16 protein-coding genes are annotated in these 16,661 nt (G+C 66.4%); 9 read left to right on the forward strand and 7 right to left on the reverse strand.

Annotation, left to right across the window (positions count from 1 at the left end):
- Positions 1-56: 56 nt before the first annotated feature.
- The 3 genes from argH to lysA all read left to right on the forward strand — a co-directional run bounded on the left by argH (position 57) and on the right by lysA (position 3,136).
- Entirely contained in the window at positions 57-1,454 is a 1,398-nt protein-coding gene (gene argH, locus JQ566_RS27615) for an argininosuccinate lyase (RefSeq protein WP_212378273.1), read from the forward strand.
- A gap of 93 nt (positions 1,455-1,547) precedes the next feature.
- Positions 1,548-1,847 (forward strand): LPS translocon maturation chaperone LptM, encoded by a 300-nt coding sequence (lptM, locus tag JQ566_RS27620; protein ID WP_212378275.1) that lies wholly within the window; start codon positions 1,548-1,550, stop codon positions 1,845-1,847.
- A gap of 23 nt (positions 1,848-1,870) precedes the next feature.
- Positions 1,871-3,136, forward strand: coding sequence for a diaminopimelate decarboxylase (lysA, locus tag JQ566_RS27625; protein ID WP_212378277.1), 1,266 nt, complete (start codon positions 1,871-1,873; stop codon positions 3,134-3,136).
- A 244-nt stretch (positions 3,137-3,380) separates the two neighbouring features.
- Here the strand turns inward: lysA and JQ566_RS27630 are convergent, their stop codons facing one another.
- Both JQ566_RS27630 and JQ566_RS27635 read right to left on the reverse strand, forming a co-directional pair.
- Entirely contained in the window at positions 3,381-4,271 is an 891-nt protein-coding gene (locus tag JQ566_RS27630) for an NAD(P)-dependent oxidoreductase (RefSeq protein WP_212378279.1), read from the reverse strand.
- Positions 4,272-4,512: 241 nt separating this feature from the next.
- The gene (locus JQ566_RS27635) at positions 4,513-4,896 is read right to left on the reverse strand and encodes a carboxymuconolactone decarboxylase family protein (RefSeq protein ID WP_212378281.1); all 384 of its coding nucleotides are present in this window, start codon (positions 4,894-4,896) and stop codon (positions 4,513-4,515) included.
- Positions 4,897-5,060: 164 nt separating this feature from the next.
- On the opposite strand from JQ566_RS27635, the gene JQ566_RS27640 reads away from it, so the two are divergent.
- Positions 5,061-7,712, forward strand: coding sequence for a TIGR02302 family protein (locus JQ566_RS27640; protein WP_212378283.1), 2,652 nt, complete (start codon positions 5,061-5,063; stop codon positions 7,710-7,712).
- A 100-nt stretch (positions 7,713-7,812) separates the two neighbouring features.
- On the opposite strand, the gene JQ566_RS27645 is transcribed toward JQ566_RS27640, so the two are convergent.
- Together JQ566_RS27645 and JQ566_RS27650 are read right to left on the reverse strand one after the other, a co-directional pair.
- Positions 7,813-8,187 (reverse strand): response regulator, encoded by a 375-nt coding sequence (locus JQ566_RS27645; RefSeq protein WP_212378285.1) that lies wholly within the window; start codon positions 8,185-8,187, stop codon positions 7,813-7,815.
- Positions 8,188-8,292: 105 nt separating this feature from the next.
- Positions 8,293-9,171 (reverse strand): MJ0042-type zinc finger domain-containing protein, encoded by an 879-nt coding sequence (locus tag JQ566_RS27650; protein ID WP_212378287.1) that lies wholly within the window; start codon positions 9,169-9,171, stop codon positions 8,293-8,295.
- Positions 9,172-9,363: 192 nt separating this feature from the next.
- Between JQ566_RS27650 and ftsE the strand changes: the two genes are divergently transcribed.
- From ftsE to JQ566_RS27670, 4 genes are all read left to right on the forward strand, one after another.
- Entirely contained in the window at positions 9,364-10,023 is a 660-nt protein-coding gene (ftsE, locus tag JQ566_RS27655) for a cell division ATP-binding protein FtsE (RefSeq protein WP_100232574.1), read from the forward strand.
- Positions 10,016-10,984 carry a cell division protein FtsX gene (locus JQ566_RS27660; RefSeq protein ID WP_212378289.1) on the forward strand — a complete coding sequence of 323 codons (969 nt, stop codon included), beginning with the start codon at positions 10,016-10,018 and terminating at the stop codon, positions 10,982-10,984. Before ftsE ends, JQ566_RS27660 begins: the two co-directional genes overlap by 8 nt.
- Before the next feature lie 132 nt (positions 10,985-11,116).
- Positions 11,117-11,821: a YdcF family protein gene (locus JQ566_RS27665; RefSeq protein ID WP_212378291.1), complete on the forward strand. Its 705-nt coding sequence runs from the start codon at positions 11,117-11,119 to the stop codon at positions 11,819-11,821.
- A gap of 11 nt (positions 11,822-11,832) precedes the next feature.
- Positions 11,833-12,603 (forward strand): lysophospholipid acyltransferase family protein, encoded by a 771-nt coding sequence (locus JQ566_RS27670; RefSeq protein ID WP_212378293.1) that lies wholly within the window; start codon positions 11,833-11,835, stop codon positions 12,601-12,603.
- Here the strand turns inward: JQ566_RS27670 and JQ566_RS27675 are convergent.
- Complete coding sequence (locus tag JQ566_RS27675; protein ID WP_212378295.1) at positions 12,600-13,211, reverse strand: gamma-glutamylcyclotransferase; 612 nt, start codon at positions 13,209-13,211, stop codon at positions 12,600-12,602. The genes JQ566_RS27670 and JQ566_RS27675 overlap by 4 nt on opposite strands.
- A gap of 109 nt (positions 13,212-13,320) precedes the next feature.
- Here JQ566_RS27675 and JQ566_RS27680 point away from each other — a divergent pair, with 109 nt between their 5' ends.
- Complete coding sequence (locus tag JQ566_RS27680) at positions 13,321-14,505, forward strand: DUF2125 domain-containing protein (protein ID WP_212378297.1); 1,185 nt, start codon at positions 13,321-13,323, stop codon at positions 14,503-14,505.
- Positions 14,506-14,624: 119 nt separating this feature from the next.
- Here the strand turns inward: JQ566_RS27680 and JQ566_RS27685 are convergent, their stop codons facing one another.
- Both JQ566_RS27685 and hisC read right to left on the reverse strand, forming a co-directional pair.
- Complete coding sequence (locus tag JQ566_RS27685; protein WP_212378299.1) at positions 14,625-15,560, reverse strand: prephenate/arogenate dehydrogenase family protein; 936 nt, start codon at positions 15,558-15,560, stop codon at positions 14,625-14,627.
- On the reverse strand, positions 15,557-16,654 hold the full coding sequence (gene hisC / locus JQ566_RS27690; protein ID WP_212378301.1) for a histidinol-phosphate transaminase: 1,098 nt from the start codon (positions 16,652-16,654) through the stop codon (positions 15,557-15,559). The genes JQ566_RS27685 and hisC overlap by 4 nt, the downstream gene beginning before the upstream one ends.
- Positions 16,655-16,661: the final 7 nt, after the last annotated feature.

Here is a 16,661-nt window from a genome sequence, read left to right on the forward strand (position 1 = left end):
AATACGGCTGGCTGCGGCCAGCAAACGTGCGGCAAATCAGGCGTGAGCAGGGGATCATGAGCAACAAGATGTGGGGCGGCCGGTTCTCGGAACGTCCCGACGAGATCATGGAGGAGATCAACGTCTCCATCGACGTCGATCGTCACCTCTTCGCCCAGGACATTGCCGCGTCCAAGGCCCACGCCGCGATGCTGGCCGCGCAGGGCATCATCACGGCCTCTGATGCGAAAAATATCGGCAAGGGTCTAGACACGATTTTGTCAGAGATCGGCAAAGGCGGCTTCGAATTCAAGCGCGCGCTCGAGGACATCCATATGAATGTCGAGAGCCGCCTGTCGGAGCTGATCGGCCCGGCCGCCGGAAGGCTGCATACCGCGCGTTCGCGCAACGACCAGGTCGCGACCGACTTTCGTCTGTTCGTCCGCGACGTGATCGACGAGACCGATGCCGCGCTCGCCGCGTTCCAGCAGGTGCTGGTCGAGCGCGCGCTGGAGCACGCCGCAACCGTGATGCCCGGCTTCACGCATCTGCAGACGGCGCAGCCCGTCACCTTCGGCCACCATCTGCTGGCCTATGTCGAGATGGCCGCGCGCGACCGCGGCCGTTTTCAGGACGCGCGCAAGCGACTGAATGAATCCCCGCTCGGCGCTGCCGCGCTCGCCGGCACCTCGTTCCCGATCGACCGCCACGCCACCGCGAAGGCGCTCCTGTTCGATCGTCCGATGGCGAACTCGCTCGACGCCGTCTCCGACCGCGACTTCGTGCTGGAGACGCTGTCGGCGGCCTCGATCTGCGCCGTGCACATGTCGCGCTTTGCCGAGGAGATCGTGATCTGGACCTCGCCGCTGGTCGGCCTTGTCAGGCTCAGCGACAAATTCACCACCGGCTCCTCGATCATGCCGCAGAAGCGCAACCCGGATGCCGCCGAGCTGGTGCGTGCCAAGACCGGCCGCGTCATCGGCGCGCTCAATGGCCTCTTGATCGTGATGAAGGGCCTGCCGCTCGCCTATCAAAAGGACATGCAGGAGGACAAGCAGGGCGCCATGGAAGGCTTCGCCGCGCTGTCGCTGGCGATCCGCGCCATGACCGGCATGGTCCGCGACCTCGTACCCGATGAAGCCAAGATGAAGGTGGCCGCCGGCGAGGGCTACGCCACCGCGACCGATCTTGCCGACTGGCTGGTGCGGACGCTGAAGATGCCGTTCCGCGAGGCCCACCACGTCACCGGCCGCATCGTCGCCAAGGCCGCCGAGGGCGGCGTGGCGCTGCACGAGCTGCCGCTCAAGGAAATGCAGGCGATCGAGCCCAAAATCACCAAGGACGTGCTCGGCGTGCTCTCGGTCGAATCGTCGGTGAAGAGCCGGACCAGCTTTGGCGGCACCGCGCCGAAGAACGTGGCGTCCCAGGCCAAGGCCTGGGCGAAGCGGCTGGAAAAAGAGCGAAAATTGGGCTGAGGGCAAAATTTCGCTTATGTTTCATGGTCATCCGGCTCTCGCCAGAACGTGCCAATCTCTGTATGGTGCGCCGCGCGTAGTGGGGATTTCGTCGTGACGTCAAAGTTTCGCCCGGCCGGCTCGGGGTGGGCCATCATTGTCTTGAGCCTGACGGCGCTCGCGCTTGCCGGCTGCGGCCGCAAGGGCCCGCTGGATCTGCCGCCGACCGCCTCCAACGCGCCCGCGACCAACGGTGCCGCGCCCGTCGATACCGAGACCGCAGCCCAGAAGACGCCGAGCCTGTTCGACCCCACGTCCACCTCCGGCGCGGATGCCGCGCCCGCGGCGGCCAAAGGCCGGAAGAAACCGTTTATTCTCGACCCGCTCCTGGACGAACCTCCCGGCAAGAAATAAGCCGGGACAACCGAGCCTAAGCCATGAACCATTTCGACTATCGCAACGGCGTGCTGCACGCCGAGGCGGTGAACCTGTCCGAGCTGGCCGCGACCGTCGGCACGCCGTTCTATTGCTATTCGACCGCAACGCTGGAGCGGCACTACCGCGTCTTCGCCGAGGCCTTCGCCGGCGAGAAGGTGCTGGTCTGCTACGCCATGAAGGCGAACTCGAACCAGTCGGTGCTGCGCACGCTGGCCAAGCTGGGCGCCGGCGCCGACGTCGTCTCCGGCGGTGAACTGAAGCGCGCGCTGGCCGCCGGTTTCCCGGCAAGCAAGATCGTGTTCTCCGGCGTCGGCAAGACGGAAGCGGAGCTGCGCGCGGCGCTGGCCGCCGACATCCTCTGCCTCAACGTCGAATCCGAGCCTGAGCTCGAGCTGCTGTCGCGCCTGGCGACCGAGACGGGCAAGACCGCGCGGATCTCGCTCCGCGTCAATCCCGACGTCGATGCCGGCACCCACGCCAAGATCTCCACCGGCAAGTCCGAGAACAAGTTCGGCATCCCGATCGTGCATGCCCGTGAGGTCTATGCTCGCGCCGCCAAGCTGCCGGGGATCGAGGTGACGGGCACCGATGTCCATATCGGCAGCCAGATCACCGACCTCTCCGGCATGGAGACCGCCTTCCGCATCCTCTCCGAGTTCGTGCAGACGCTGCGCGCCGACGGCCACAACATCAGCCACGTCGATTTCGGCGGCGGCCTCGGCATTCCCTATTATATGGACCGCGAGGCGCCGCCGGCGCCGGCGGCCTATGCCGCCATGGTCAAGCGCGTCAGCCACAATCTCGGCTGCACGCTGATGTTCGAGCCGGGCCGCATGATCGTCGGCAATGCCGGCATCCTGGTCGCCAAGGTGATCTATGTGAAGCACGGCGACGGCAAGAACTTCGTCATCATCGACGCCGCCATGAACGATCTGATCCGCCCGACGCTGTACGAGGCCCATCACGACATTCTGCCGGTGACGCAAGCCCCGAAGGGCGCCGCCACCATCAGGGCCGACGTCGTCGGCCCTGTCTGCGAGACCGGCGACTATCTTGCCCTCGACCGCACGCTGCCGACGCCGAAGGCGGGCGATCTCCTCGCCATCATGACCGCAGGCGCGTATGGCGCCGTGCAGGCCGGCACCTACAACACCCGGGCGCTGGTGCCCGAGGTGCTGGTGAAGGGCGACCAATACGCGGTGGTGCGCCCGCGCATCGAGGTCGAGCAGCTCATCGCGATGGATACGCCGGCGCCGTGGCTGTGAGTGATTAGGGGCGGCACGGCGCTTCAACAATTTCGGTGTCGTCCCGGACAAGCGCGCCTCAAGCGCGCGCCGATCCGGGACCCATACTCCCAGGAAGAAGTTGCGGCGCTCGCTGGTCACTCCGAGTCCCCGCAATCACGTCGTCCTGTGGTTATGGGTCCCGGATCGGCGCTTCACTCCGACAACGCTGCGCGTTGTCGGAGCTCCGCTTGTCCGGGACGACAGCGGAGTTGGTGGCGCGGCGCTACGTCTTCCCCCCGACCACAACCCCCGCCTTCCTCTCGATCGGCTTGATCGCCGCGGTGAAATCGGACTCGGCGCCTTCCGCGCTGATCACCGTTTCCCACAACCGTCCGACTGCGTCGGCAACTTCCATCGACAGGCCGAGCTGCTTCATCTCCTCCAGCGCCAGCCGCACGTCCTTCACCATCAATCCCGTGGCGAAGCCGAAGTCGAACGTGCGCGGCAGCACCGAGCGCGGAAACTTGTCGCGGCTCGCCGTGTTCATGCCCGAGCCCGCATTGATGACGTCGATCATGACGGCGGGATCGAGCCCCGCTTTTACGCCCATCACCACCGCTTCCGACGTCGCCACGATTGCGGTGGCCGACAGGAAATTGTTGGCGAGCTTCATGGTCTGCGCCGCGCCGGGCTTCTCGCCGATGAAGAACACCTTTCCGATCATATCGAGCGCGGGCTTGAGCGGCTCGAACTCGGCTTTCGGGCCCGACACCATCACCGCAAGCGTGCCCTTCTCGGCGCCGCCGACGCCGCCGGAGACGGGACAGTCGATCTGCACAATGCCGCGCCTGGCGAGCAGGCCGTGAATCTTCACGGCCATTGCCGAGCCGACGGTGGAGAGATCGATGAAACGTTTGGCGCGCTTGCCCTCGATCACGCCGTTTGCGCCGGTGGCAACGTCCAAGGAAGCCTGTAGCGAAGGCAGGCTCGCCATGACAGTCTCGACGTGATCGGCGACGTCCTTCGGCGACGACGCCGCAGTCGCGCCGCGCCCAACCAGCTTGTCCATGGCCTCCTTGCGCGCATCGAACACGACGAGCCTGTGTCCCGCCTCGATCAGCCGCCGCGCCATCGGGAAACCCATGTTTCCAAGGCCGATGAATCCGATGTCCATGGTGTTTCCTTTTGGTTGTCGTTCGTTGTTGAAAATGCGCACTCCACCCGCGATGTCGTCCCGGACAAGCGCGCCCTCAAGCGCGCGCCGATCCGGGACCCATACCCCCAGGGAGAAGCTGTCGTGCGAAAGCGGTAACTCCGAGTCTTCGTAACCACATGGTCCTGTGGCTATGGGTCCCGGATCTGCGCTCCGCTTCGCTGCGCTTGTCCGGGACGACGGCGGAGATTGGCGCTGCGTCTCACGCCTTCCCGTCGATCTCCGCGAACACCTCGCGCGCGATGCGGAAACTGTCGACCGCGGCGGGCATGCCGCCATAGATCGCGACCTGCATCAGGATCTCGCGGATCTCCTCGCGCGTCACGCCATTGGTCAGCGCGCCCTTCAGATGCGCGCGAAACTCGTGCTGGCGGTTGAGGATCGCGATCATGGCGATGTTGAGCATGCTGCGGGTCTTGCGCGGCAGCTCCTCGCGGCCCCACACCGCGCCCCAGCAATATTCGTTGAGCATCTCCTGGAACGGACGGTTGAAATCGTCGACGTTCTTCAGGGCGTTGTCGACATAGGCCTCGCCCAGCACCGCTTTGCGGACTTCCAGGCCCTTGTCGTGCATCTTCCTGTCCATGGCGTTTCCTTCGTTCCCTCGTGGCGCGCGGAAATTACGGGGTTGCGCCGGGCCAGTCACGTCCTCGTGTTATGCGGGAAAAGGAGGCTCTCCCGTACAGGAACGGATGCCTCAGTGCTGCCGTTGTGATAGGCTTTTCTCCACCGGGCAACCTGGAGAGCTGATTGAACGGCGTCACCCCCGACCCGTCAGACCCGACCCGCGACAGTGATGCGCTGTCGCGGCTGAAGCTGGCGCAGGCCCTTGATCGGGCTATTTATGCCATCGCGTGGGAGCGTGCCTGGCCTAATGCGGCGCGCCTTTTGACCGTCGTCGGCCTGTTCCTGGTGGTGTCCTGGGCCGGCCTCTGGCTTGCGGTGCCGTTTGTTGCCCGGGCCATTGGCCTTGCGCTCTTCGCCGTGATCGCGGTCGTCGCCCTGTTCCCGCTGATTCGCTTCCGCTGGCCGAGCCGCGAGGAAGCGCTCGCCCGGCTCGACCGTGGCTCCGGCATCCGGCACCGCCCGGCTACCGCGCTCACGGACACGCTGACCTCGCAGGATCCGGTCGCGCAGGCGCTGTGGCAGGCGCAGCGCGAGCGGACGCTGGCCTCCATCAAGCGCATCCGCGCCGGTGTACCGCATCCGCGGCTCGCGCTTCATGACCCCTGGGCGCTGCGTGCCCTGGTCATGGTGATGCTGGTTGCGACCTTCTTCGCCGCCGGTAACGAGCGTGCGATGCGGCTTGGCGCCGCCTTCGACTGGAACGGGGTGCTGGCGCCGACCAATGTTCGCGTCGATGCCTGGGTCACGCCGCCGCTCTACACCGGCAAGCCGCCGGTCATCCTGTCGGCCGCCAACAAGGAGGCCGCGGCGCTGCCCGCCAGCGGCCCGCTTGCCGTTCCCGCCGGCTCGACCCTGATCGTGCGCTCCTCCGGTGGCAACCTGGATGTCGCCGTCTCGGGCGGCCTCAAGGAGGTCGCCCCTACTGAGGCCAGCCCCAAGGGCACCAACGAAAAGCATTTTGCCATTTCCAGCGACGGCACCGCGCATGTCCGTGCGCCCTCCGGCCAGCCGCAATGGGCGTTTGCAGCAACGCCGGACCGTCCGCCGACGATCGCGCTCGCCAAGGACCCGGAGCGCCAGGCGCGCGGCGCGCTCCAGCTCTCCTACAAGATCGAGGACGATTACGGCGTCACCGGCGCCGCGGCGAAATTTGCCCCGCGGTCGACCGATGCCAAGGATGGGGCCAAAGACGGTACGAAGGCTGCTGCCGGCGATGGCGACGCCAGGACGGCTCCGCGGCCGCTGTTCCAGCCGCCGCAATTCCCGCTCGCGCTGCCGAATGCGCGGACCCGCAACGGCGTCGGACAGTCGGTGAAGGATCTCAGCGAGGACCCCTATGCCGGCGCCGAGGTCACGCTGACCCTCACGGCCAAGGACGAGGCCGGCAATGAGGCCGCAAGCGAACCGTTCAACATGCGCCTGCCCGAACGGCTCTTTACCAAGCCGCTGGCACGTGCACTGATCGAGCAGCGCCGCATTCTCGCGCTCGACGCCAACAAGAATTCGGACGTGTATGCCGCGCTCGACGCGCTGATGATCGCGCCCGAAATGTTCACGCCGGAGCCCGGACAATATCTCGGCCTGCACAGCGTGGCCCGACAGCTCGAGGCCGCGCGCACCGATGATGCCCTGCGCGAGGTCGTGGCAAGCCTGTGGGCGCTCGCGGTGACGATCGAGGACGGCAAGATCTCCGACGTCGAGAAGGCGTTGCGCGCGGCTCAGGACGCGCTGAAGCAGGCGCTGGAGCGCGGCGCGAGCGACGAGGAGATCAAGAAGCTCACGCAGGATCTGCGTCAGGCGCTGAACGATTTCATGCGTCAGCTCGCCGAGCAGTTCCGCAACAACAACGACCCGCAGCAGCTGGCGCGACCGCTCGACCCGAATACCAAGGTCCTGCGCCAGCAGGATCTGCAGAACATGATCGACCGCATGGAGCGCCTGTCGCGCTCCGGCGACAAGGACGCCGCCAAGCAGTTGCTCGACCAGCTCCAGCAGATGTTGGAAGGCCTCCAGATGGCGCAGCCGGGGCAGTCCGGCGAGAGCGACATGGAGCAGGCGCTCAATGAGCTCGGCGACATGATCCGCAAGCAGCAGCAATTGCGCGACAAGACGTTCAAGCAGGGCCAGGATTCCCGGCGCGACCGCTCGCGCGGCAAGCAGCAGCAGGGTGATCAGTCCATGTCGGAGCTGCAGCAGGACCAGCAGGGGCTGCGCGACCGCCTGAAGAAGCTGCAGGACGAGCTTGCCAAGCGCGGCCTCACGCAGAAGGGGGAAAAGGGGCAGAAAGGCCAACAGGGACAGAAGGGCCAGCAAGGGGACCAGGGCCAGCCCGGCCAGAACGGCGATCAGGACGGCGACCAGGGCGATGACGACGGCAGCCTGGATGCAGCCGACGGTGCCATGGGCGATGCGGGATCAAAGCTCGGCGAGGGCAATGCCGACGGTGCCGTGGACTCGCAGGGCAAGGCGCTCGACGCGATGCGCAAGGGTGCGCAGAAAATGGCCGAGGCGATGCAGCAGGGCGATGGTGACGGCCAGGGCGACGGCCCCGGCCAGCGCGCCGGCCGTCAGCAGAGCGGTGGCAACCAGACCGATCCGCTCGGCCGTCCGCTGCATGGGCGCGAATATGGCGACGATTACACGGTCAAGATTCCCGGCGAGATCGACACCCAGCGTGTCCGCCGCATTCTCGAAGAGCTCCGCCGTCGTCTCGGCGATCCCTCGCGGCCGCAGATCGAGCTCGACTATCTCGAGCGGCTGCTGAAGGAGTTTTGACTCCACACTCTTTGACTCCACACTCGGTGTCATCGCCCGGCCTTGACCGGGCGATCCAGGGCGAGCCGGGGCATGACAGGGGAATGAGCAGTCGACGACGCTAACCCTTCTTCGCTGCCAGCGCATCCGCCACGGCCGTGCGGATGTCCGCGACCGAGAAGGGCTTGGTCACGACGTCATGCACCAGCGCATTCAGGTTCGAGGCGCGCTCGCGCTGGTCGGCAAAGCCGGTCATCAGCAAGATGGTCAGGTCAGGGAAATCGCGCGCGGCGAAGAGCGCCAGCGCGATGCCGTCCATGACCGGCATCTGGATGTCGGTGAGCAACAGGTCGAAGGCACCGTCCTCGCGGGTCAGGATCTCCAGTGCCTCGGCGCCGTCCTGGGCGGTGACGGTCTCGTGGCCGTCCATGGCGATGGCGCGCGCCACCAGCGTGCGCATCGAATCCTCGTCGTCGGCGATCAGGATTTTCGGCATGAGACCAACCTTGGGACCAACCTCCCCTGCGCGACCTCGAGCATGGTCCGGAGGAGTGCGTAGCGGTTTTCCGAAGAGATCATGCTCCAATAATAGCCTGATCGACTATACGCTGCCGCCGGCAATGTCGCGCCGGTTGAAGAAACGAACGTCGATATTGCGGCCCTCCGGCGGCGGCGAGGCAAGGCGCGAGCGGAAGAAGGCGCGCTCGCCGGGCCGCAGCACGGTCTGTTCCAGCACCGTATTCCAGGCGTAGATCTCCGCGCCTTGGGCGTCGCGCACGGCAAAGCGCAGCCTGGGGATGTCGAGCGGCTTCTTGCCCTCGCCCACGATCACGCCCTCGATCACCAGCACCTGCTTACCGTTGACGGTCTCGCTGGAGAGCTTGACGTCCTTGAAGGCGAGGCCCCGCAGGTTCACGTCGAGCCCGACCATTTTGTAGAACGCTGCCGTCTGGGGCAGCAGCCGCACCACATCGCCGCGCCAGATCGCCAGTGCCAGCACCAGCGCGCCCATCGCGGCGCAGGCGGTCGGCAGGCCAAAATAGGATTTGCGCGGGGCCGCGGTGGCGACCGGGCGGCTCACCCGCGCGCCGCGACGGCGGAACAGGCCACGGAACCAGGACTGGTGCTGTGCGCCGGCGGCCTCCTCCTCGGCCTGCCGGGCCGCCGCTGACCATTCGTCCTCGGTTTCGCGAGCCTCCTCATCCGGCCAGTCGCTGGCGATCGAGGGGCTGTCGACGACAGGCGTGTCAGCGGTGCCGTCGTCCTTGGCATAGGAGTTCCATTGCTCGGCGAGGTCGGACTGGTCGTGGGCTCGGCTGGCCGCGGCCAGGGCCGGAACGGACGCCTCCTCGATGGCATCCTCGGCATGGGCGATCCAGGTCTCCTTGCAGCGGGAGCAGCGGACCGCCCGCCCGTTCGCCCCAAGGCTCGCGAGCTTGATGGCGTAGGATGTCATACAATGGGGGCAGACGATATGCATGGACGAGCCTTGATGCATGAACGAAGGTCTTGGACTGGTCTTGACGATGCCACGGTCGCGGAGAGCCAGACGCCCCTTATGCTACAGGGCGACCGTTAACGAACCGGAAACCATAACGGCGGCAAAACCCGCTGATCGCGCATGGCGGAACGCCGCAGTGCGACCTGCGCCCCCTCTCGAACGGAGCTGAGCTTGGTTCGGTTCGAAAATGTCGGATTGCGTTACGGTCTGGGGCCGGAGATCCTGCGCGATCTCAGCTTCCAGATCCCGGCGCATTCCTTCCAGTTTCTCACCGGACCGTCCGGTGCCGGCAAGACCTCCCTGCTGCGCCTGTTGTTCCTGTCGCATCGGCCGACGCGGGGCCTCGTCAATCTGTTCGGCCACGACGTCTCGCAGCTCGGCAAGGACGAGATCGCGGACCTGCGCAAGCGCATCGGCATCGTGCTGCAGGATTTCCGCCTGCTCGACCACATGACGACCTATGAGAACGTCGCGCTGCCGTTCCGGGTCATGGGCCGCAGCGAGTCGAGCTACCGCAAGGAAGTCATCGACCTGTTGCGCTGGGTCGGCCTCGGCGATCGCATGGACGCGCTGCCGCCGATCCTGTCGGGCGGCGAGAAGCAGCGCGCGGCGATCGCGCGCGCCGTGATCTCGCGGCCGCAGCTGCTGCTCGCGGACGAGCCGACCGGCAGCGTCGATCCGACGCTCGGCCGCCGCCTGCTGCGGCTCTTCATCGAGCTCAACAAATCAGGCACCGCCGTCATCATCGCCACGCACGACATCGGCCTGATGGATCAGTACGAAGCACGGCGGCTTGTGCTGCACCAGGGACGGCTGCACGTCTATGAGTAGGACAGACGAGCGCGGCGTGCTGATCGACCTCGGACAGGAGCGTCCGCAGCTTCCGGCCAAGGCGCGCAACATGTCGCCGATCGTGCCGCGCGCCTCGATCCACGGCAGAGCGCTGGTCGCCGTCGTCGCCATCATGACCTTCCTCGCCTCGATGGCCACGGGCACCGTGCTGCTGGTCAGTGCCTCCGCCGCCGAATGGCAGTCGGATGTCGCGAGTGAGATCACCATCCAGGTTCGTCCGCAGGCCGGCCGCGATCTCGAGCGCGACACCGCAGCCGTGACCGAGGCGATGCGGGCGCAAGCCGGTATCGTCGAGGTCAAGCCGTTCACCAGGGAGGAGAGCGGCAAGCTGCTCGAGCCTTGGCTCGGCACCGGCCTGTCGATGGACGATCTGCCGGTGCCGCGCATGATCATTGCGCGCGTGCAGCCGGGCACGCCGCTCGATCTCGGTGCCTTGCGCGCGCGCGTGACGCAGGTCGCGCCGGGCGCCAGCGTCGACGATCACCGCGCCTGGATCGAGCGCATGCGCTTGATGACGAACGCCACCGTGCTTGCCGGCCTCGGCATCCTCGCGCTCGTCATCGTCGCAACCATCATCTCGGTTTCGTTCGCGACCCGCGGTGCCATGGCGGCGAACCGTCCGATCGTCGAGGTCCTGCATTTCGTCGGCGCCGGCGACCGCTACATCGCCAACCGTTTCCTGCGTCATTTCCTCAGGCTGGGCCTGGAGGGCGGCGTGATCGGCGGCGGCGCCGCCATGCTGGTGTTCGGCTTCTCCGAGTCCATCGCAGGCTGGTTTTCCGGGACCCCCGTCGGCGATCAGTTCGCCGCGCTGCTCGGCACCTTCTCGTTGCGGCCATCCGGCTACATCGTGCTCGCGGTCCAGGCCGTGCTGATCGGCGGCATCACCGCGGTGGCCTCACGCCAGACGCTGTTCGCGACCTTGAATGATGTTGATTGAGTTTCTTTCTTCCTTCTCCCCTTGTGGGAGAAGGTGACCGAGTTCGCAGCCGGAGTGTTCTTCACATTCGCAGGACTCCACTTCGCCTCAAAACGTCATAAAATCACTCAGGGAAGGGATCACCGACATCGCATGACCTCGCCGACCGACGATCGATCGCCGAAACTGCCGCGCGGCTGGCTGCGCGCGACAATCGTGTCGACGATCGCGCTTGCCTTCGTCGGCGCGGCGGCCGGCTTCATTGCGTTCCTGTCGCAATTGCGCGGCGCCGAGATGGTGCCGGACCGCAAGGCGGACGGCATCGTGGTGCTGACCGGCGGCTCCTCGCGGGTATCGGACGCCATGGAGCTGCTCGCTGCCGGTTACGGCAGGCGGCTCCTGATCTCCGGCGTGCATCCGACTTCGACGGCGAGCGACATCTCCCGGACCGTGCCGGAGAGCCAGTCCTTCATGACCTGTTGCGTCGATCTCGACCGCACCGCGCTCTCGACCCGCGGCAACGCGGCCGAGGCGCGGCGCTGGGCCGAGGGGCGCCGGTTCAAGTCGCTGATCGTGGTGACCTCGAACTATCACATGCCGCGCGCGCTGGTGGAATTCTCGCATGCGATGCCACAGACGACGCTTATCCCGTTCGCGGTGGTCGGCGACAAATGGCGCGAGGAGCCGTGGTGGACCTCAGGCTCGACGCTGCGGCTGCTCCTGTCGGAATATGTCAAGTACATCGCGGCCGAGCTCAGGGTCCGGCTAGAGGATTTCGGGATTGACCTTTCGCCCGAGATGTCGGAGCAGCCTGCAGGTCGGCAACCGAGGCGGCCCGCCACCGCACAGGCCAATTGATCGGACCATCGATGTTCTTGATTTTCCTGCGCTCGCTCGTGTTCAACGTGCTGTTCTACGCCGTGCTGGTGTGCCTTGCGATCGCGGCGCTGCCGACCTTCGCGTTGCCGCCGCGCGCCATGCTGACGGTGGCGCAATGGTGGGCCAAGGCCACGCTGGTCCTGATGCGCGTGATCTGCAACATCAAGGTGGAGTTCCGCGGTGTCGAGAACATCCCGAAAGGACCGCTGCTGATCGTGGCCAAGCATCAGTCGTTCTGGGAGACGTTCGTGCTGCCGGGTTTCTTCAACCGGCCGATCTTCATCCTCAAGCGCCAGCTGATGCAGATCCCGGTGTTCGGCCAATTCCTGGTCAAGACCGGGATGATTGCGATCGACCGCAACGCCGGCGTGAAGGCGCTTCTGGACATGACGCGGCGGGCGCGGGAGGCGGTGCGCGGCGGCCGCCAGCTCGTGATCTTTCCGGAAGGCACGCGCCGTGCGCCGGGCGCGCCGCCCGACTACAAGACCGGCTTTGCGCAGATCTATTCGTCCTGCGGCGTGCCGTGCCTGCCGATCGCGCTCAACTCCGGCCTGTTCTGGCCGCGCCGCACCTTCATGCGCTATCCCGGCACGCTGGTGGTGGAGTTTCTCGAACCGTTGCCGCCGGGTTTGCCGAAGGACGAGTTTCTCGCACGCGTGCAGGCGGCGATCGAGGACGCGACCGGTCGTCTCGTAGAAGTGGGGCGGAAAGAGCAGGAGCAGTTGATCGGCTCCGCACCGAGCTACGCGCCGACTGGCTAGCGGCTTTCGCGGTCTTCGTCCCGACCCGCCGCGTGCAGGGAATGCGCATCACCATGCAGCATCAATGCGAGCTGATGCAGCTGCGTATCGCGAAAGCCTTCGGCCTCGATCGCCTTCACCGTCGCGGTGACGTAGTCGCGGTTGGCGCCGGACTGACCGTGGCCCTGGATGACATGGCGATGCTGCTCGGCGAGCGACAGCCGGCCGGCATATTGCACATGGCCGCGGTCGACGACGTAGGCGAGTGCGGAGACGCGCTGGCGCGCATCGTTCTCCAGCCAGACCGAGCGCATCACCTCGCGATAGACCGAGGTGACCTGCTCGCGTTCCCGCAAATAGGCGACGACCTCGGTGCGGTTCTTTTCAGCGACGCGGAAGGCGATGCCGCGGCAGGCGCCGCCGCGGTCGAGGCCGAGCACCAGGCCCGGCTTCTCCGGCGTGCCGCGGTGCACGAAGGAATAGACGCAGAGCGCGCGATGCTCGCCGACCAGCCGCGCCGGGACGCGCTCCTCGAATTCGAAGCCCGGCCGCCACATCAGCGAGCCGTAGCCGAACACCCAGAGGTCGTCCGTGGCAGTGGTGACGGAGGGGAGGGTGATTTCCGACATTTCGGGCACGGCTACCAGAACTGTACCGCCAAGCGAAGCGATTTCTCCGCCTTTTGTCGCAGGCGGGCCTCGCTTACATTTGCCTGAATCTGGGATCAAAGGGTGCCGCATGTCCAATATGACCGTTGCCGCAGGCCGCCGCTCCCGTTGGGGCCTTTTCATCGCACCCGTTTTCGTTTTGATCCTCGCCGTCGCGTGGAGCTGCTTCTGGTTCTATGCGGCGTCGCAGGCCGAAATCGCCGCCGACGCCTGGCGCGCACAGGAGGCCAAGTCCGGCCGCATTTACGATTGCGCCAAGCGCTCGATCGCGGGCTTCCCGTTCCGCTTCGAGGTCCAGTGCTCCGGCGCCAGCGTCGCCCTGGTCTCGCAGAACGCGAGCAAGACGCCGTTCACGGCGAAGCTCGACAACATCCTGGTCGTGGCCCAGGTCTACGATCCCAAGCGCGTCATCGCCGAATTCTCCGCGCCTGCGACGCTGATCGACGGCGTCACGCAAAACACCTTCGCCGTGAATTGGAGCAAGGGCCGCGCCAGCGTGGCCGGCCTGCCGGCCGTGCCGGACCGTGCCTCCATCGTGTTCGACGATCCCAGCCTCAACCGGCTCGACGGCAGCGTGCAGGTGCCGCTTGCGCGCGCCAAGCAGGTCGAGCTGCACGGCCGCCTCGCCGACGGATCGCCGGCCGATCATCCCGTGATCGAGACCGTGCTCCATGTCGCGCAAGGCAGCATCCAGGGCGTGCATCCGCTGCTCGCCGAGCCGTTCGAGGCGGACACCCGCGCCAAGGTCACCGGCCTCTCCGACCTCACGCCAAAGCCTTGGCCGCAGCGCTTCCGCGAGATCCAGGCTGCCGGCGGTCATATCGAGATCGTTCAGTCGCGGATCCAGCAGGGCGAGATGATCGCGGTTGCGGCCGGCACGCTCGGCCTCTCGGCCAATGGCCGACTTGACGGCGAATTGCAGATGACGGTGACCGGCCTCGAGCGCGTGATCCCGGCGCTCGGCATCGAGAAGATGCTGGAGGAGGGCGTGCCGCAGGCAACGCTCGACCGCGTCGCGCCCGGCGTGAAGTCGCAGGACCTCAACAATTTGTTCGGCGCGCTCGACCGCGCCGTGCCCGGCCTCGGCAAGGTCATCAAGCAGAACGCCAACGCGGGCGTCGCCGCCGGTATCAATTCGATCGGCACCGAGAGCACGCTGGAAGGCAAGAAGGCGAGAAGCTTCCCGCTGAAATTCGTCGACGGCGCCGTGCTGCTCGGCCCGGTCAAGGTCGGCCAGATTCCGCCGCTGTATTAGTTGGCTCCCGTAGCCCGGATGGAGCGGAGCGCAATCCGGGGTTCTTGATCACAGTTGGCACTGGCCCGGATGACGCTTGCGCTCCATCCGGGCTACGCAGCTTTGTCCGGGCTACAAGCTCACGGCTTCTTCAGCGCCGCGTGCGGGCGGCCGAAGTCGGGCGCCGCCGAATCCTGGCCGATCTCGACGATGCCGCGGCGGATGGCGCGGGTGCGGGTGAAGTGGTCGAACAGCGCATCGCCGTCGCCGCGGCGGATCGCGCGGGTGAGCTTGGCGAGATCCTCGGTGAAGGTGCCGAGCATCTCCAGCACGGCCTCCTTGTTGGCGAGGAAGACGTCGCGCCACATCGTCGGATCGGACGCCGCGATGCGGGTGAAATCGCGAAAACCGCCGGCGGAGAATTTGATCACCTCGGATTCCGTCACCTGCGCCAGCTCGTCGGCGGTGCCGACGATGGTGTAGGCGATCAGATGTGGCAGATGGCTGGTGATCGCGAGCACGAGATCATGATGATCCGGCGTCATCACCTCGACCTTGGCGCCCATCGCCGCCCAGAAGGCGCGCAGGCGATCGGTCGCCGCCGCGTCGGTGCCATCGGGCGGGGTCAGGATGCACCAGCGGTTGATGAAGAGCTCGGCAAAGCCGGAATCCGGGCCCGAATGCTCGGTGCCTGCGACCGGATGCGCCGGCACGAAATGAATGCCCTGCGGCAGATGCGGGGCCATGTCCCGGACCACCGCGCCCTTGACCGAGCCGACGTCGGAGATGATCGCGCCCGGCTTCAGATGCGCAGCGATCTCCTGCGCCACAGGTCCGCAGGCGCCGACGGGAATGCAGAGGATGACGAGATCGGCATCCTTCACCGCCTCCGCATTGCTCGCCACGACCTGATCGACGATGCCGAGCTCGGCAACCCGCGCGCGCGTCTTCTCCGAGCGCGCGGTCGTGACGATCTCGCCAGCCAAGCCCTGGAGCTTCGCAGCACGCGCGATCGAGCCGCCGATCAGGCCGAAGCCGATCAGCGCGACGCGCTGGAAGTGCGGGTTCGCGCTCATTTGCCGACCATGAAGTCGCGCAAGGCCTCGACCACGAGGCGGTTGGCCTCCTCGGTGCCGATGGTCATGCGCAGCGCATGCGGCAGGCCGTAGTTCTTTAGGCCGCGCAGCACGAGGCCCCGCTTGGTCAGGAAGGCGTCGGCGTCATCAGCGGTCTTGCCCTTGTCGGTCGGGAAGTGGATCAGCACGAAATTGGCGACGCTCGGCGTCACCTTCAGCCCGAGCTTGCCGATCTCCTCGGTCAGCCAGTTGCGCCAGGTCTCGGTGAACTGCTTCGACATCGCCTGATGCGCGGTGTCCTCGATCGCGGCGACCGCGGCATACATCGCCGGCGTCGACACGTTGAAGGGGCCGCGGATGCGGTTGACCGCGTCGATGATGTGCTCGGGCCCGAACATCCAGCCGATGCGCAGTGCCGCAAGACCGTGGATCTTGGAGAAGGTGTGCGTCACCACCGTGTTCTCGGTGGTGGCGACGAGCTCGATTCCCATCTCGTAGTCGTTGCGCGAGACGTAATCGCAATAGGCGGCATCCAGCACCAGCAGCACGTGCGAGGGCAGGCCGGCGCGCAGCCGCTTGACCTCGTCGAACGGCAGATAGGTGCCGGTCGGGTTGTTGGGGTTGGCGAGCCAGACCAGCTTCGTCTTCGGCGTCACGGCCTTCAGGATGGCGTCGACGTCAGCGGTGAGGTTGGTCTCCTGCGCGACGACGTTCCGGGCGCCGACCGCCATCGTCGCGATCGGGTAGACCAGGAAGCCGTGCGTGGTCGAGATCGCCTCGTCGCCGTGGCTGAGATAGGTGTGGGCGAGCAGATTGAGGATCTCGTCCGAGCCGGCGCCGCAGATGATGCGGTTGGGATCGAGCCCGAAAGAGCGGCCGATCGCCTCGCGCAGCACCCGCGAGGTGCCTTCCGGATAGTCCTCCAGATGGTCCGCCACGCGCTTGAACGCCTCGATCGCCTTGAGCGAGGGTCCGAACGGCGTCTCGTTGGCCGAGAGCTTGAATACCTTGCGGCCCGGCTCCGCCACCGGGCTCTTGCCGGGGGTGTAGGGCGCAATATCGAGAATGCCGGGATTCGGCACGGGGCGGGACATCTTGGAC

This window comes from Bradyrhizobium sp. SZCCT0231, from assembly GCF_018130245.1.
In the GTDB taxonomy this organism is placed as follows: Bacteria; Pseudomonadota; Alphaproteobacteria; order Rhizobiales; family Xanthobacteraceae; genus Bradyrhizobium; species Bradyrhizobium japonicum_F.